The sequence below is a fragment of the Nocardioides sp. J54 genome (assembly GCF_000519005.1).
Classification (GTDB): domain Bacteria; phylum Actinomycetota; class Actinomycetes; order Propionibacteriales; family Nocardioidaceae; genus Nocardioides.
Window position 1 is genome coordinate 1 of sequence record NZ_JAER01000032.1, and the last position, 17170, is coordinate 17170.

At 73.9% G+C, this 17170-nt stretch carries 12 protein-coding genes; 5 read left to right on the forward strand and 7 right to left on the reverse strand.

Annotation, left to right across the window (positions count from 1 at the left end; translation table 11 throughout):
• Positions 1–584: 584 nt before the first annotated feature.
• The 5 genes from NOCJ54_RS0117375 to NOCJ54_RS0117395 all read right to left on the reverse strand — a co-directional run bounded on the left by NOCJ54_RS0117375 (position 585) and on the right by NOCJ54_RS0117395 (position 5868).
• Entirely contained in the window at positions 585–1829 is a 1245-nt protein-coding gene (locus tag NOCJ54_RS0117375) for an NAD(P)/FAD-dependent oxidoreductase (RefSeq protein ID WP_028656509.1), read from the reverse strand.
• 91 nt (positions 1830–1920) lie between these two features.
• Positions 1921–2106 carry a hypothetical protein gene (locus tag NOCJ54_RS0117380; RefSeq protein WP_028656510.1) on the reverse strand — a complete coding sequence of 62 codons (186 nt, stop codon included), beginning with the start codon at positions 2104–2106 and terminating at the stop codon, positions 1921–1923.
• Between the two features lie 155 nt (positions 2107–2261).
• Complete coding sequence (locus NOCJ54_RS0117385) at positions 2262–3188, reverse strand: LysR substrate-binding domain-containing protein (protein WP_332249000.1); 927 nt, start codon at positions 3186–3188, stop codon at positions 2262–2264.
• A gap of 43 nt (positions 3189–3231) precedes the next feature.
• Positions 3232–4512, reverse strand: coding sequence for a GDSL-type esterase/lipase family protein (locus NOCJ54_RS26590; protein WP_051485998.1), 1281 nt, complete (start codon positions 4510–4512; stop codon positions 3232–3234).
• Between the two features lie 129 nt (positions 4513–4641).
• Complete coding sequence (locus NOCJ54_RS0117395; protein WP_028656512.1) at positions 4642–5868, reverse strand: cytochrome P450; 1227 nt, start codon at positions 5866–5868, stop codon at positions 4642–4644.
• 131 nt (positions 5869–5999) lie between these two features.
• Between NOCJ54_RS0117395 and NOCJ54_RS0117400 the strand changes: the two genes are divergently transcribed.
• Positions 6000–6305 (forward strand): hypothetical protein, encoded by a 306-nt coding sequence (locus tag NOCJ54_RS0117400; RefSeq protein ID WP_028656513.1) that lies wholly within the window; start codon positions 6000–6002, stop codon positions 6303–6305.
• A gap of 25 nt (positions 6306–6330) precedes the next feature.
• On the opposite strand, the gene NOCJ54_RS0117405 is transcribed toward NOCJ54_RS0117400, so the two are convergent.
• Complete coding sequence (locus NOCJ54_RS0117405) at positions 6331–7275, reverse strand: 1,4-dihydroxy-2-naphthoyl-CoA synthase (protein WP_028656514.1); 945 nt, start codon at positions 7273–7275, stop codon at positions 6331–6333.
• A 240-nt stretch (positions 7276–7515) separates the two neighbouring features.
• On the opposite strand from NOCJ54_RS0117405, the gene NOCJ54_RS0117410 reads away from it, so the two are divergent.
• Entirely contained in the window at positions 7516–7962 is a 447-nt protein-coding gene (locus tag NOCJ54_RS0117410; RefSeq protein ID WP_028656515.1) for a nitroreductase family deazaflavin-dependent oxidoreductase, read from the forward strand.
• Between the two features lie 61 nt (positions 7963–8023).
• On the opposite strand, the gene NOCJ54_RS0117415 is transcribed toward NOCJ54_RS0117410, so the two are convergent.
• A complete protein-coding gene (locus NOCJ54_RS0117415; RefSeq protein WP_028656516.1) occupies positions 8024–8632 on the reverse strand; it encodes an ACT domain-containing protein in 609 nt (202 codons plus the stop codon).
• Positions 8633–8737: 105 nt separating this feature from the next.
• Here NOCJ54_RS0117415 and recC point away from each other — a divergent pair, with 105 nt between their 5' ends.
• From recC to recD, 3 genes are read left to right on the forward strand one after another with little or no spacing between them, the layout of a single operon-like run.
• Positions 8738–11965: an exodeoxyribonuclease V subunit gamma gene (recC, locus tag NOCJ54_RS26595; RefSeq protein WP_051485999.1), complete on the forward strand. Its 3228-nt coding sequence runs from the start codon at positions 8738–8740 to the stop codon at positions 11963–11965.
• The gene (locus tag NOCJ54_RS0117425; RefSeq protein ID WP_028656517.1) at positions 11965–15369 is read left to right on the forward strand and encodes a UvrD-helicase domain-containing protein; all 3405 of its coding nucleotides are present in this window, start codon (positions 11965–11967) and stop codon (positions 15367–15369) included. Before recC ends, NOCJ54_RS0117425 begins: the two co-directional genes overlap by 1 nt.
• Positions 15366–17165: an exodeoxyribonuclease V subunit alpha gene (gene recD / locus NOCJ54_RS0117430; protein WP_157514945.1), complete on the forward strand. Its 1800-nt coding sequence runs from the start codon at positions 15366–15368 to the stop codon at positions 17163–17165. The genes NOCJ54_RS0117425 and recD overlap by 4 nt, the downstream gene beginning before the upstream one ends.
• Positions 17166–17170 lie beyond the last annotated feature (5 nt).

Here is a 17170-nt window from a genome sequence, read left to right on the forward strand (position 1 = left end):
CCTCCTCACGGCGCCCTTATGGCTAGGTCACGCGCCCCGGGGACAGGCCGACACGTCCAATTCAAGACAGACCAGAGCCGTCAGTTTCGAGGCAAGTCAGAACCCACCCCGGAGCACTCCCCACATCCTCACCGTTTCGAGGCTCCTCGCTGGCGCTCGCCGCACCTCAACCACCGGGAGAAGGGCGTGCCGCCAGGCGGACTGTGCCACCCACTCAAGGCAACTGCGGCGCGGCAGCGCGGCGCACCGAACCGCCGGTGGTTCAGGCGCGAGGCGCCCCAGCGCCGAGCCTCGAAACCAGCGGCCCCGGTGCACCGGACTGTGCCCGCACAGCCCGCCTCGCAGGCCCGGAGGTTTCGAGGCTCGGCCGCGGGCGGCCTCGCACCTCAACCACCGGGAGGAACGCTCGGACCACCTACGTCAGGCGTGCCGCCAGGCGGGGTCTGGACCTGCGCAAGGCAACCGCGGCGCGGCAGCGTGGCGCCCGCGCCGAAGGCGCGTCGACGGATGCCCGCGGGCCGAGCGCAGCGAGCGCCCGTGCGGCTTCCGTCGACAGGCGACACGCTCGCGCAAGTGGACCAGGACTACCGCAGCGGATCCACGCCGCGGAGGGCGTCGGGGGTCCGGCCGGTGACGACCTGCTCGGCGAGCAGGCGGCCGGTGACCGGGCCGAGGGTGATGCCCCACATGCCGTGGCCGCCGGCGACGAAGACCCGGGGGTCGCGGGTCGCCCCGACGAGCGGCAGGCCGTCGGCGGTGCAGGGGCGGGCGCCGACCCACTCGTCGTGGCGCTCGTCGAGGTGGGCACCGGCCAGCAGCTGTCCGGCCTGCTCGACGAGGGCGTCGATGCGGCGCGGGTCGCGCGGGGCGCCGACGTCGCGGAACTCCATCATCCCGGCGATCCGCAGCCGGTCGCCGACGGGCGTGCAGGCGACCCGCTGGGTCGGGAAGTAGACCGGGCCGCGCGGGAGCTCGTCGATGTCGACGGTGAAGGAGTAGCCGCGACCGGCCTGGATGATCCGGCGCACGCCGTACTGGCGGGCGTCGCGGTCGAGCCAGGCGCCGGTCGCGAGCACGACGGCGTCGTACCGGTCGTCGCCGACGAGAACCCCGGTCGGCGTCGTGGTGACGGCGCGGTCGCCGGCGTCCTCGATGATCGTGCCGCCGCGGGCGCGCACGGAGGCGGCGAGCGCGGCGACGAAGGCGGGCGGGTTGATGAACCGCTCGTCACGGATCCGGATTGCGGTGCCGACCTCCTCGGACAGCGCCGGCTCATCCTTGCGTGCCACGTCGCCGTCGACGACGTCGAACGCGACCCGCTGCCCGCTCGCCTCGATGTGCTCGAACTCCTGCAGCAGCGCCTGGCTGTCCTCGGCGGTGCGGAAGGCGGCGGTGAACGGGTTGGCCGCCATCGTGCGCGCCTCGACGCCGCCGCGCTCGAGCTGGTCGAACGCGTCGAGAGCCCCGTTGTTGAGCGGGATCAGCGCCTGCATCGACCGCTGCCAGTGCCGCTGCGTGCAGTGCAGCGCGAACTGGGCGAGGAAGCGCAGCAGCCGCGGGTCGGTGGTCAGCGGCACGTAGACCGGGGACTTCGGGCTGAGCACCGCGCGCAGCCCGTAGCGCAGCACCGACGGCTCCGCGAGCGGCACCGCGATGCTCGGCGTCAGCCAGCCCGCGTTGCCCCAGCTCGAGCCCGCGGCGACGGCGGACTTCTCGATCACGGTCACCTGCACCCCGCGCTCCTGGAGGAACCAGGCGGTGGAGAGGCCCACCATCCCGGCGCCCAGCACGGCCACGTGGTCAGGGGCAGGCACACGGTCTGTGGTCATGGCCCCAGCGTGACCCGACCGCTGGCGCACGGCGTTGTCCGGATCCGACAAGGTCCTCCGCACTCGTTGTGCTGGCCGGACAACAGGATCGTCAGACCGCGCCGACCTCGGCCCGCAGCGCCCGCGCTACGGCGCGGAAGGTGACGACGGTCGCCGGGCACGGCGCCCAGTACGGCGTCGAGGCCGCCTCCTGGGCGCCCAGCTCCTCGTACTTGCGGGCGATCCGCAGCAGCTCCGCCTGCAGGTCCGGTGCGGTGGCCCCGGTGGTGGTGTCCATGTCGTCCCGCCCTCCTCGCCTCGTTGCCAGGGATCCAGTGCACCTCGCTGGGACGGGCGGACGCGTCAGCAGGACTACCCATTCGGCTACGCATCCGCACATCCCGGGCGGCAGGGGTGGAGCCACCCACCACCCACGCCGGTGAGGCACCCGGGCTACAGCTCCGGGTCCTCGATTGCGGCAACCAGGCCGGCCTCGCGGTCGCGGACCGTGACGGCCGCGTCGAGGAACGCGCGTGCCAGCGGGCTGGGCTCCGCTGCCGGCAGGGCCACGGCCAGCGTCGACCGCGGGGCGTCGACGATCGGGACGAACCTCAGGTCCGGGTGTCCGCCGTACCGGGCGGCGGCTGCGACCGTCACCGACACCGCCCGTCCGGACGCAACGAGGATGCCCTCCTCGATGACCGAGGTGTGGTCGAGGAGGACTGCCGGCGCCTCGTCGCGAAACCCGGCGAGCTGCCAGAACGCCCGGTAGGCCGCGTCCTCCGTGCGCGACACGGTGATCGGCTCGTCGAGGACCTCGGCGACGCTGACCCGGTCGCGCTCGGCGAGGCAGTGGCCGGCGGCGACCGAGACGACCAGCGGCTCGGTGAACAGCGGCACCACCTCCATCCCGGGCAGTGTGGCCGGCACCCGGACGAACGCCACGTCGGCGGAGTGGTCGAGCAGGCCGGCGGAGGGGTCGGTGAGCAGGTGCTCGCGCATCTCCACCTCGACGTCGGGGAGCCGCTCCTCCAGCTCGCGCAGGATCGGGCTGGTCAGCTCGAGCGCCGCGGCCGGGCACGAGCCCACGCGGAGCACCCCCTGCTCCGCGCGGGCCGCGCTCGTGGTCCGGGCGACCGCCCGGTCCCACGCCTCGACCGTCGCTCGGGCACCCTCGAGCAGGGCGCGGCCGGCGGCGGTGAGCTCGACGCTGCGGGTGCTGCGGCGGAACAGGGTCGCGCCCAGCTCCTCCTCGAGCTCCTTGACCTGGCGGCTCAGCGCCTGCTGCGCGACGTAGAGCCGCGCGGCAGCCCGGCTGAAGTGCAGCTCTTCAGCCACCACGATGAACTGGCGGAGCTTGCGGACGTGGATGTCGATGATCGGATGCTAGTTCCCGACCGCGGCGTACGGCGACGGCGGCGGCTCAGGTCCGGTAGACCTCGAGGTCCCACAGCGAGATGCCGTACCACGTCGCGCGGGTCACCCCGACGACGCGGACGTGCCGAGCGGTCGTCGCCGGGAACCGGACCGTGTCGTGCCCGCCGTCGCTGTTGATGGTCGACCACACCGTGCGCCACGTGCGACCGTCGTCCGAGACCTCGACGCGGTAGGCACGGGCCCAGGCGTCCTCCCAGTTCAGCTCGAGGCGCCGGACGGTCTGCCGGGAGCCGAGGTCGACGGCGAGCCACTCACCGTCGCGCCAGTGGTAGCTGGCCCAGCGCGCGTAGGGGTCCCGGTCGATCGCGCGCGAGGGCGCCAGCCCGCTCTCGGTGGACGAGGCCGTCACCAGGCGGCCGGCGGCGAGGTCCTTGCCGTTGAGCTTCTCGTGGACCATCTGCGCGACGGCGTCCATGCCCGAGCGCAACGGGTGCCAGGAGACGGCCTTGAACAGGTTGACCCAGCCGCCCTGCACCCAGGCGTCGTCACCGGCACACGCGTCGTGGCCGAGGGAGGCGCCGTACACGTCGACGAACTCGACGCCCTGCCGCGCCGCGACGCGCGCCATCGCCTCGTTGAGCTTGCGCAGCAGCCCGTCGGCCCACGCGATGTCGCCCCTGGCCAGCGGCACGTCGGGGCACGGGATGCCGTTGGCGGGCAGCAGCCGGAGGGGGCCGACGTACACGACCCGGGCGCGGGGCGAGCGCTCCCTGATCGCCTCCAGCACCCGGGCGACGCGAGCGCCGGTGCGCGGGATGATCGCGGCGAGGGTGTCGACGCCGTCGACGGTGAACTTCCGCTGGCACGGGTTGCCGTCGGGGTCCGCCGACGCGAGGTCCGGGCACTCCCCGATGATCGTCCCGAAGAAGCTCTCGTCGTTGCCGCCGATCCCGATCGTCACCAGGTCCGTGTCCGGTCGCAGCGCGTCGAGCTGCGGCGCGACCGTGGTGCCGAGCCCGGCGGGCGGCGCGAAGCGCCCCTCCATCGCGGTCGTGTCCGCCGCACTGCAGGAGACGTCACGGAACCCGGTGTCGTAGATGCCGAGCTTCACGGCCAGCGTGCTCGGGTAGTTGTTGGTCGACCGTACGCACGGCACGTCGGCGAAGAACGGGACCAGGGGACCGGCCGTGAACGAGTCACCGAGCGCGACATAGTTGCGGATGCCGGGCTCCGGCACGTCGTACGCACGGGCCGGTGCGGCGGTCGTGACGGCCGCCAGCGGCGCGGCGAGCAACGGGACGAGCAGGCTGGTCAGGATGCGACGCACGGGTTCTCCCTCGCAGGGTGGACGGGCCCGACGAGTCTCGGTCCCGCCACCCTGCCGGGGGAAACACCTGATCCGGCGTGATAGACAACCTCTCCGTTGTGGATCAGTGGTGGCTGCCGCGGCCTGCCGTCAGTCCCACTCGAGCGGCAGGCTCTGCAGCCGCAGCTGGCCACCCCGCTCGGTGAGCTCGACGCCCTCGGTGAGCCGGTAGTCCGGGATCACCTCGTGCCAGGCCTCGAGGGCGATGACGAGCTCGGCCCGGGCGAGGTGCATGCCGATGCAGCGGTGCACGCCGGCGCCGAAACCGAGGTGGTGGTTGAGGTTCTCCCGGTCCATGTCGAAGGTGTCGGGGTCCGCGAACTTCCGGGGGTCCCGGTTGGCCTGGGCGAGCCCGAGCCACACCATGTCGCCCTTGTTCATGGGGCAGCCGAGCACCTCACGGTCCTCGGCGACCATCCGGCCGTCCTGGATGATCAGCGAGTAGAGGCGGATCGCCTCCTCGATGAACTTCGGCCACAGGCCGGGGTCCGCGACAACTCGCTTGCGGTCCTCGGGGTGCGTGGCGAGGTGGTGGAAGAGGTAGCCCAGCGCGCTGCGGGTGGTGTCGAGGCCGGCGACCATCAGCGTCATGCAGATGGTCAGGACCTGCTCGCGCTCGAGCGGCTGGTCGTCGATCGTCACGCTGAGCAGCCGGCTGACGAGGTCGGTCTCCGGGTCGCCCGGGTTCTTCTGGCGCTCCTCCACGGCCTCGGCGAAGTAGGCCATGATCGCCTCGACCGCCTTGCCGGAGGCCTCGATCTCCTCCGGCGTCGAGGCGAAGAAGCCTCCGAAGATCGCCTCGACGTGCGGCAGGAACATCTCGCCGTCCTCCACCGGGAGGCCGAGCAGGGCGAGGAACAGCTCCGTGGGGTAGATCATCGCGAAGTCGACGCCGAGGTCGACCGACTTGTCGGGGCGGGCGGCGATCGAGGCGACCAGCTCCCTGGCCCGCTGCCGCGCCAGCGGCTGCAGCCGCTTCACCGCCGCGGGCGAGAAGAACGGGTTGAGCACCCGGCGCAGCTTGTTGTGCTCCGGCGGGTTCAGCGAGTTCGGCAGCAGCGGCGTCGTCATCGTCGGGTCGAACGCGTTCACGCAGTCGTTGACGAGCGTGTCGTGCTCGCGCAGCAGGGCCGTGACGTCGTCGTACCGGCTCACCATGAGGAAGCCGTGCTCGGTGCTGTCGTTCCACACCGCCGGCCCCAGCTCGCGCTCGGCGTTGAGCAGCTCGTAGGTCTCGAACGCAGGGCGGTCGAGCCGGTAGTCGGTGTGGGCGACCGGGCAACCGCCCAGGTCGGTGCGCTGCTGCGAGGGCCTCATGGATAGCTCCGTCCGGAAGTGGGCTGCGTTACATTGGGTGAGATCCTGCGCACAATAAGAATGATTGTCAACGGCCCTCCGCGAACTCGGTCGAGAATGCGACGCCCGTGCCCCCTGTCCAGGAGCTGCCAGTGGACCTGACGAACGTCGTCCGCGAGCTCGGTGACGACCTCGCCCTACTGGTGACCCTCACCGCCCCTGCAGGTCTGGTGCTCGTCCTCGTCCGGGCTCGGGTGCTCCGTCGCCGCGGTAGCGCCACGGCCGTCGCCGACGCCGTCCTCGAGGCTGGCCTCCTGGGGTGGGCGCTGGCGGTCGCGAGCGTGACGCTGACCCCGAAGAACTACGTCGAGCTCGTACCCGGCTCGCCCGTCGACTGGCGGTGGTGGTCCAGCGACCTATCGTACGAACCGCACCAGACCGGCTCCGCAGACCCCTGACCGGCGGACGCCGGCCAGCGGCGGCTCAGTAGTACCAGGGGTACGGCGACCAGTCGGGCTCGCGCTTCTCGAGGAACTGGTCGCGGCCCTCCTGCGCCTCGTCGGTCATGTAGGCGAGGCGGGTGGTCTCGCCGGCGAAGAGCTGCTGGCCGACGAGGCCGTCGTCGAGGAGGTTGAAGGAGTACTTGAGCATCCGCTGGGCGGTGGGGCTCTTGCCGTTGATGATCCGGCCCCACTCCAGCGCGGTCGCCTCGAGCTCGTCGTGGGGGACGGCGCGGTTGGCGGCGCCCATGCGGACGGCGTCCTCGGCGTCGTACTCCTGGCCGAGGAAGAAGATCTCGCGGGCGAACTTCTGGCCGACCTGGCGGGCGAGGTACGCCGAGCCGTAGCCGCCGTCGAAGGAGCCCACGTCGGCGTCGGTCTGCTTGAAGCGGGCGTGCTCCTTCGACGCCAGCGCGAGGTCGCAGGTCACGAAGAGGCTGTGGCCGCCGCCGGCCGCCCAGCCGGGGACGACGCAGATGACGACCTTCGGCATGAAGCGGATCAGCCGCTGGCACTCGAGGATGTGCAGGCGGGCGAGCTTCGCCTTGTCGATGACGCTCGGCTCCTCGGCGCCGGTGTCGTCGGCGCCGATCTCCTTGTCCTCGTACTGGTAGCCGGCCTTGCCGCGGATGCGCTGGTCGCCGCCGGTGCAGAAGGAGCGCTTGCCGTTCTTCGGGCTCGGGCCGTTGCCGGTGAGCAGGACGCAGCCGACGTCCGCCGACTGGCGCGCGTGCTCGAGCGTGCGCAGGAGCTCGTCGACGGTGTGCGGCCGGAAGGCGTTGAGCACGTCCGGGCGGTCGAACGCGATCCGGACCGTGCCGTGCGCCTTCGCGCGGTGGTAGGTCAGGTCGGTCAGGTCCTCGAAGCCCGGGACGACGTCCCACTGGCTCGCGTCGAACGTCTCGCTCACACCCTCGATCGCACTCATGGCACCTGAACCTAGGGCATCAGCGGGCTGCCTCCCGAGCGGGGCTTGACCTGCGCTTCCACGAGTCGCGCGTCCTGCCGACGAGGATCCTCTTTCGCGCCGCGAGCCGGTGCACGAGCCGCGCGGCGCACGGCCGAAGGCGGCGCTGGACCGGGAGATCGGCCCGGCCCTGGCCGGCTCAGGCAGGGCCGTCCGGCGCCGTGCTGGAATAGCGCGCCCCTGCGTGGTCTTGTTGGAGCCATGACACTTCAGGGCGAGTACGAGCCGAGCCAGTGGCAGTGGGTCCGCGACCAGGTCGAGCAGTACGAGAAGTCCGGCGGCCGCGAGGCGAACACGCTGCGCGGCTCGAAGGACCGCATCGTCGTGATCACCTCGGTGGGCTCGAAGTCCGGCAAGCTGCGCAAGAACCCGGTCATGCGGGTCGAGAAGGACGGCGTCTACGTCGCCGTCGCCTCCAAGGGCGGCGCGGACGAGAACCCGAGCTGGTACGCCAATTTCCTCGCCCACCCGCTCGTCGACCTGCAGGACGGCCCGGAGCCGAAGCCGTACAAGGCACGCCTGGTCGAGGGTGACGAGCGCAGCAAGTGGTGGGCGCACGCCGTCGCGACCTGGCCGACCTACGCGGAGTACCAGGAGAAGACCGACCGGGAGATCCCGGTGTTCGTGCTCGAGCCGGTCACCGACTGAGCCCCACCGACTGAGCCCCACCGACTGAGCCCCACCGACGGGCGCGAGGAGCGCCCGTGCCTCAGCTGTTGGCGATCGTCACCGCGAGCCCGCACAGGTGGCCCAGGCGCGCGATCTCGGAGTCCGCGAACTCCGGCCCGCCGCGCCGGCCGATGACGACGACCTCGTTGCCGTCGAGCCGGCTGGCGGCGTACAAAGTGATCTCGTCCTCGGGCACCTCGAGCCGGGTCGGGCTCTCGATCTCGACGAAGTCGAACTCCTCCGGCGCGGCGCTGGTGCGGTGCACGACGCCCTTGGCGCGGTGCACCCGCGCGGCCCAGTCGACCCGGAAGGTCGCGGGGAGCAGGTCGACCAGCCGGTCGAACGCCTCGGCCGGCGAGGCGGTGAGCTCCTCGACCGCCTCGAGGTCCATGACCAGGTTGCCGCCGGCGGGGTAGCGACTCACCCACAGCACCTCGACGCCGTCCAGCGCGCTGCACGCCGACACCACGGAGTCGGGCATCATCCCCTGCTCGAGCTCCAGCAGCACGTCGTCGACGGCCGTGCCGTCGTCGCGCTTCTCGACGATCTCGATCGCCTCGATGTCACCGCCCGCCATACCGATGGCCGATGCGACCCGGCCCAGCGAACCGGGGACGTCGGGCAGCAGCACGCGCAGCAGGAATGGCATGGCGTCGACCCTAACCGGAGCGGGTTTCGTGGTCGTTGCACGCCCACACGTCGGGCGTGGCAGTTCCCCGGGCATGGCTCGGACCCGCGTTCTAGGGTTCCCCCTGTGCTGACCATCCACCGCGGCCCCGGGACCGCTGCGCTCGCCGACTCGCTGGCGGCGCTGCTCGCGACCCCGCCGGCGGACCCCTTCGCCAAGGAGGTCGTGGTGGTCCCGGCGAAGGGCGTCGAGCGGTGGCTCGCGCAGCGGCTGTCCACCCGGCTCGGCGCGGGGCCGCGCGGCGGCGACGGCGTGTGCGCCGGCATCGACCTGCTCCGGCCGCGCTCGCTGGTCGCGATGCTGACCGGCACCGAGCGCACCGACCCGTGGCACCCCGACCGGCTGGCGTGGCCGGTGCTGCAGGTCGTCGACGACAGCCTCGGCGAGGCCTGGGCGCAGCCGCTGGCCAGGCACCTCGGCGCCGACCGGCCGGAGGAGGTCGAGCGCGAGCTGCGCCGGGCCCGGCGCTACTCGCTGGCTCGGCGCCTGGCCGGCCTGTTCGCGTCGTACGCCGTCCAGCGGCCGACGCTGCTCACCGACTGGACCGCGGGCCGCACCGACGGCCTGCCCGCCGACCTCGCGTGGCAGCCGGAGCTGTGGCGCCGGGTCGTGGCGCTGGTGGACGCCCCGACGCCGGACGTGCGCCACGCCGAGACCTGCGCGGCGCTGCGTGAGCGCCCCGACGCGTTCCCGCTGCCGGCCCGGCTCAGCCTGTTCGGCCACACCCGCCTGCCGGCCACCGAGGTGGAGCTGGTCGGCGCGCTCGCCGAGCACCGCGACGTGCACCTGTTCCTGCCGCAGGTGTCGTCGTCGCTGTGGGAGGGCCTGGCCCCGGCCGTCGCCGAGGGCCCGGTGCAGCGAGCTGACGACACCTCCGCGCAGGTGGTCCGGCACCCGCTGCTCGCCACGCTGGGCCGCGACGCCCGCGAGGTGCAGCGCCAGCTCGCCGTCCTCGCCCCGCTCTCCCCCGCCGAGGAGGTCGCCGACGCGCCCGCGCCGGGCGACCACCTGCTCGGCTGGCTGCAGGCCGACCTGCGCGCCGACCGCGACCTCGGCACCACGTCGGCCGACCGTGCCGCCCGCGCGCTGCGCCCCGACGACCGCTCGGTGCAGGTGCACGCCTGCCACGGCGCGCTGCGCCAGGTCGAGGTGCTGCGCGACGCCCTGCTCGCGCTGCTCGCCGACGACCCGACCCTCGAGCCGCGCGACATCATCGTGATGTGCCCCGACGTGGAGGCGTTCGCGCCACTCATCCACGCGGTGTTCGGCGCCGTGCCCGACGAGCACCCGGCGCGCCAGCTGCGCGTGTCGATGGCCGACCGCGGCCTCGCCAGCACCAACGCCCTCCTCGCGCTCGCCGCCGACCTCGTCGGGCTCGTCGAGGGCCGGGCACGGGCCACCGACGTGCTCGACCTGCTCGGCTCCGCGCCGGTGCGCCGCCGGTTCCGGTTCACCGACGACGAGCTCGAGACGGTCACCCGCTGGGTGGTCAGCTCCGGCGTCCGCTGGGGCCTCGACGAGGAGCACCGCGCCCACCACGGGCTGCCGCTGCACGACAACACCTGGCGGTTCGGCCTCGAACGGATCCTCGCCGGCGTCGTGATGCCCGAGGAGCAGGTGCTGCTCGGGCGCGCGCTGCCGCTCGACGACGTCGGGTCGTCGGACCTCGAGCTCGCCGGCCGGTTCGCCGAGGTGATGGCCCGGCTCGACGACGCCGTGAAGGCGCTGGGCGCCGCGAGCACCCCCGCCGAGTGGAGCGAGGCGCTGCTCACCCACGTCACCCGGCTCACCGCGACGTCGTACGACGACCAGTGGCAGGCGGCCCAGCTCGCGCACGAGCTCACCGGCCTGGCCGCCGCCTCCACCGCGACCCGGGTGGGCGTCGCCGACGTCCGCCGGCTGCTCGAGGACCGGGTCGCGCCGCGGCCGACCCGCGCGAGCTTCCGCACCGGCGCGCTCACCGTCTCCACGCTGGTGCCGATGCGCTCGGTGCCGCACCGGGTGGTGTGCCTGCTCGGGATGGACGCCGACGCGTTCCCCCGCTCGATGACGGTCGACGGCGACGACGCGCTGGCCCGCGACCCGCGCACGGGCGAGCGCGACCTGCGCGCCGAGGACCGGCAGCTGCTGCTCGACGCGGTGATGTCGGCCCGCGACGCGCTCGTCATCACCTACGCCGGGATGTCCGAGCACTCGGGCCAGGACCGACCGCCGGCGATCCCGGTCGGCGAGCTGCTCGACGCCCTCGACCTGACCGCCGCCGAGCCGGTCCGTGCGCACGTGCTGGTCCGCCAGCCGCTGCAGCCGCACGACGAGCGCCTGCTGCAGGCCTCGGCCCCGCGCACCTTCGACCCGGTCGCGCTGCGGGCGGCGACGGCCGCCCGGGCGCCCGGACCCACGCCCGCCTTCCTCTCCGCGCCGGTGTCGCCGCCGGACCCCGACCTCACCCTCGAGGACCTGCGCCGCTTCCTGGCCAACCCCGCCCGGGCGCTGCTCGACCACCTCGACGTCGCCCTGCCGTACGACGTGGACCCGCCCGCCAACGACATCCCGATCTCGCCGAACGGGCTCGAGAAGTGGGCCGTCGGCGGCCGGATCGTCGCGGCCCTGCTCGACGACCGCCCCGCGGAGGCGATCGCGGCGGCCGAGCGGCACCGCGGCGCCCTGCCGCCGGGCGAGCTCGGCGCAGCGGCGCTGCGCGAGATCGGCAAGGCCGCCGAGGACGTCGTCGGCCGCGCCCGCAACCTCCGGGTCGGCGAACCCGTGACGACCGACGTGACCCTCGACCTCGGTGACGGCCGGCAGCTCACCGGGCGGGTCGGCGACCTGCACGGGTCGACGGTCGTGCACGTCACCTACTCCAGCCTCGGCGCCCGGCACGCCCTCGAGCTGTGGCTCGACGTGCTGGCCGTCCAGGCCATGCGCCCCGACCTCCAGGTCTCCGGCTGCGTGGTCGCGAAGAACCGGGTCGGCAAGGTCCTCCCGGTCGCCCCCGACCTCGCCCGCTCGACGCTGGCGGCGTGGGCACGGCTGCGCCACGACGGCCTCCAGCAGCTGTGCCACCTGCCGCTGACGACCGGCCGGGCCTGGGCGCTCGGTCGCGGCCACCGGGCGGCGGCGTGGAAGAACGCGATGCGCGCATGGCAGTGGGACAGGTTCCGCCCCGAGCGCGACGACGCGGCGTGGACGCACTTCCTCGGGCCCGGCGCGGGCATGGACCGACTCACCGACCTCGCCCGGATCGCCGAGCACGCCTGGGGTGACCTGGTCGCCCACGAGAAGGGGTGGAGCTGATGAGCAACCCGGCCGACCCGACGCCGTTCGACATCACCGCGGGCCTTCCCGGGGTCGGCCCCGACGGCCTCGTCCCGACCACCACGCTGCTGGAGGCGAGCGCGGGCACCGGCAAGACGTGGACCATCGCCGCCCTGGTGGCGCGCTACGTCGCCGAGGGCCACGCCACGATCGACCAGGTGCTGGCGGTGACCTTCACCAACGCGGCGACCAGCGAGCTGCGCGACCGGGTGCGCAGGCGGCTCGCCGAGGTGGCGGCGCGGATCGACGACACCCTCGCCGGCCACCCGCCGACGACGCCGGACACGCTGATGGCGCACCTGGTCGACGCGCCGCCGGAGGAGCTGCTCGCCCGCCGCGACCGGCTGCGCGCGGCGCTGGCGACCTTCGACACCTCGACGATCGTCACCATCCACCAGTTCTGCCAGCTCGTGCTCCGCGGGCTCGGCATCGCCGGCGACACCGACCCCCGCGCGACCCTCGTCGAGGACCTCACCGACCTGCGCCGCGAGGTCGTCGACGACGTCTGGCTCGGAAGCTGGGCCGGCGACGACCGGCTGTCGCACGAGGACGCCGGCACCATCGCCCGCGCGATCGTCAGCAACCCCGGCGCCCGGCTCGCCCCCGTCGACCCGGAGGAGGGCTCCGTCGACGACGCCCGGGTCTCCTTCGCCCGCCAGGTCGCCCGCGAGTTCGACCACCGCAAGCGCCGGCTCGGCGTGCTGTCGTTCGACGACCTGCTGGTGCAGCTGCGCGACGTGCTCCTCGACCCGACCTCGGTCGCCGGCGCGCGGATGCGCGACCGGTGGCGCATCGTCCTCATCGACGAGTTCCAGGACACCGACCCGGTGCAGTGGCAGGTCTTCGAGAAGGCCTTCCACCGGCACGGGGTGCTGGTGCTGATCGGCGACCCCAAGCAGGCGATCTACGCGTTCCGCGGCGGTGACGTGTTCACCTACCTCAGGGCCGCCGACGTCGCCGACACCCGGCAGACGCTGACCACCAACCAGCGCAGCGACCACGACCTGGTGGCGTCGGTGCACACGATCCTCAACCACGCCCGGCTGGGCGACCCGCTCATCGCGGTCCACCCGATCGAGGCGGCCCGCTCCGCCGACGACGACCGCGTGCGCGGCCTGCCCGGTGCGTCCTTCCAGCTGCGCGCGCTGCTCCGCGCCGACCTCGGTGTCGGGCCGGACGAGCTGGCGAGGGTCGACGTCGTGCGCCCCCGGATCGCGCAGGACGTCGCGCTCCAGGTGCGCACCTACCTCGGCGCCGGGGCCGAGGTCTGGGACGGCGAGGAGTGCCGCTGGGTGCCGCTGACCGCCGGTCACGTCGCCGTCCTCGCCCACGCCCGCCGCGACCTCGAGCTCGTGCAGGACGCCCTGCGCAAGGTCGGCGTACCGGCCGTCATCACCGGCGGGCAGAGCGTCTTCGCCACCGAGGCGGGGCGGCACTGGCGCGCGCTGCTGGAGGCGATGGCGCAGCCGCACCGCACCCGCCTGGCCCGGGCCGCGGCGATCACGGCGTTCTTCGGGCTGACCGGCACCGACCTCGACGCCGGTGGTGACGACCTCACCGACCAGCTCTCCGACCGGCTGCGCGAGCTGGCTGCGGTCTTCACCTCCCGCGGCGTGGCCGCCGTGTTCGAGGCGCTCGTCACCGACGGACTCTCCGCGCGGGTGCTCGGCGCGGTCGGCGGCGAGCGCGACCTGACCGACCTGCGCCACCTCGCCGAGCTCCTCCACTCGGCCGCGACCCGCGAGAACCTCGGCCTGTCCGGCCTGCTCGCGTGGTTCCTCGAGCGGCAGCGCGACGCCAACGACGCGACCTCCGAGCGGACCCGGCGCATCGACTCCGACGCGCACGCCGTGCAGCTGGTGACGATCCACGGCAGCAAGGGCCTGGAGTACCCCGTCGTGCTCGCGCCCTTCCTCTCCGACCGCTACGTCAACGACAAGCTGCCGCCGACGCTGATCTACCACGACGACGACCGCGAGCGGGTCCTCGACATCGGCGCCCCGGGCGAGCGCACCAGGGCGATGGTCGCGCGGCACCGGTCCGAGGACGCCGGCGAGTCGCTGCGGATGCTGTACGTCGCCCTCACCCGCGCCCGGTCCCGCCTCGTCGTGTGGTGGGCGGCCGGCAACAACGTCCGCTGCTCCGCCCTCCACCGGGTGCTGCTCGGTCGCACGCCCGACGGGCCCGACGTCCCCGACCTGGTCGACCCGCCCGCCGACGAGGTCGTCGTGCAGTGGTTCCGCCGCTGGGGGGACCCCGAGATCGGTGGACCCGCCCTGGCCCGGGCGGAGCCGGTCGAGCCCCCGCCGCTGCCCGCCGGTGACGACCCGACGGAGCTCGCCACCCGCACCTTCGACCGCCAGGTCGACCAGCTGTGGCGGCGCACCTCGTACTCCGCCCTCGCGGCGGCCGGCGAGGCCGAGCAGCCCGCGGTCGGCAGCGAGCCGGAGGTCGTCGAGAAGGACGACGAGCCCGAGCTGGTCGCGCCCGCGGCCGGTGCGACCGAGGAGGCGGGGGAGGTCGCCGACGGGCTGGACGTGCCGTCCCCGCTCGCCGGCTTCGCGGCCGGGGCCCGGTTCGGCTCGCTGGTGCACGCCGTGCTCGAGCACGCCGACCCCGACGCCCCCGACTGGGAGGCCGAGCTGCTCCGGCACGTGCGCGAGCAGCTCGTCGAGTGGCCCGTCGACCTCGCCCCCGAGGCGCTCGCCGCTGCACTGGTGGAGGTCTGCGACTCGCCCCTCGGTCCGCTGCTGCCCGGCCGCACGCTGCGCGGCGTTCCGCTGCGCGACCGGCTGCGCGAGCTCGACTTCGAGCTGCCGATGGGCGGCGGCGACGAGCCCGTCCCCGACCTGCGCCGGCTGGGCGAGATCGCCACCCTGCTGCGCCGCCACCTGCCGGCCGACGACCCGCTCCTCCCCTACGCCGGCGCGCTCGACGACCCGGCGCTCGGCGACCAGGTGCTGCGCGGCTTCCTCACCGGCTCGGTCGATGTCGTCTTCCGCGTGGCCGGCGACGACGGCGAGGAGCGCTTCGTCATCTGCGACTACAAGACCAACCGGCTCGGCGACGCGGACGCACCGATCACCGCGGCCGCCTACGCACCCGACCGGCTGGCCGCGGCGATGGGGCACTCGTCGTACCCCCTCCAGGCGCTGCTCTACGCCGTCGTGCTGCACCGCTTCCTGCGCTGGCGGGTCCCCGGCTACGACCCCGAGCGCCACCTCGGCGGCGTCGTCTACCTCTACCTGCGCGGGATGTGCGGGCCGGAGACCCCGCTGGTCGGCGACGACCCCTGCGGGGTGTTCTCGTGGCGCCCGCCCGCCGCGCTGGTCGTCGAGCTGTCCGACCTGCTCGACGGCGCACCCGTGGGAGGCCTGGCATGACCGAGCTCTTCGAGACCACCGACCTCGCCGACCACCGCCTCCTCCAGGGGTACGACGGCCCGCTGGCCGTCCTCAACGAGGCGGGCCTGCTGACCGCGGGTGACGTGCGCACCGCCGAGGCCGTGTGCCGGCTCGGCGGCGACCTGTCGGCCGACGTGCAGCTGGCCGTCGCGCTGCTGGTCCGCGCGGCCCGGCACGGCTCGGTGTGCGTCGACCTCCGCGAGCCGGGCGAGCTGCTGCCCGAGCACCCGTGGCCGGCCCCGGACGCCTGGCTCGCGGCGGTGACCGCCAGCCCGCTGACGGGCGTGGCGCTGCAGGTGGAGAACGACCTCGTCTACCTCCACCGGTACTGGGGCGAGGAGGGCGCCGTGGTGCTGGACCTGCACGACCGGCTCGCCCGGCCCCAGCCCGCGGTCGACGAGGCCCGGCTCTCCGCCGCTCTCGATCGGCTCTTCCCCGTCGTCGCCGACCCGGCCGGTGCCGTGGCGGCCGGGGAGCCCCAACAGCAGGTCGACTGGTCGGAGCAGCGGAAGGCCGTCGAGGAGTCCGCGCGGCGCTGGACGTCGGTCATCACCGGCGGTCCCGGCACGGGCAAGACCACCACCCTCGCTCGGTTGCTCGCCGTGCTCGCCGACCAGGCCGACGGCACCCTGCGGATCGCCCTCGCGGCGCCCACCGGCAAGGCCGCCGCCCGGATGACGCAGTCACTCGCAGGCACGCTCGCGAACGAGAACGTGCCCTTCCCCGAGGAGGACCGGGAGCGGCTCCAGGGCCTGACCGCCTCGACCCTGCACCGGCTGCTCGGCTTCCGCCCCGACAACCACAGCCGGTTCCGCCACCACCGCGGCAACCGGCTCCCGCACGACGTGGTCGTCGTCGACGAGGCGTCGATGGTCTCGCTGAGCCTGATGGCCCGCCTGGTCGAGGCGATCCGTCCGGACGCGCGGCTCGTCCTCCTCGGTGACGCCGACCAGCTCGCGTCCGTGGAGGCTGGCGCCGTGCTGCACGACGTGGTCGCCGGGTTCGCCGACCGCGTCCCCACGCCGGTGAGCCGGCTCGAGACCTCGCACCGCTTCGGCGGCACGATCGGCCGGCTCGCCGAGGCGGTCCGCGACGGGGAGGCCGGCATCGCGACGGGGCTGCTGACCGGCACCGCGCCGGACGTCCGGCTCGTCGACCCGGCCGACGTCGACGAGGTCCGCCGACTGGTGATGCCCACCGTGACGGCGCTCCGCGCCGCAGCCGTCGCCGGCGACCACGCCGAGGTGGTCCGCCAGCTCTCCCGCCACCGCCTGCTCTGCGCGCACCGCGAGGGACCGTTCGGGGTCACGCACTGGAACGACCTCGTCGAGCAGTGGCTGCGCATCGAGGAGGGCCTGGACTGGCTGCCGGCCCGCTACCCCGGACAACCCCTGCTGCAGACCGCCAACGACTACGGCCTGCGCCTGTGGAACGGCGACACCGGGGTCGTGCTCGGTGGCGACGAGCGGCAGGCGCTCTTCGACGACGGCGACGGCGGCCGCGTCGTGTCGCTCGCCCGCCTCTCCGACGTCGAGGTCGCCCACGCACTGACCGTGCACCGCAGCCAGGGCAGCGAGTTCGACGAGGTCACGGTGGTGCTCCCCGAGGCCGACTCGCGCCTGCTCACCCGACAGCTGCTCTACACCGCCATCACCCGTGCCCGCTCGACGGTCACCGTCGTCGGCACCCCGGAGGCAGTGGCGCACGCCATCGAGCGCCAGGCGAGCCGTGCCTCCGGGCTGGCGGCGCGGCTGTCGGCTGACCTGCCCGGCTGACCTGT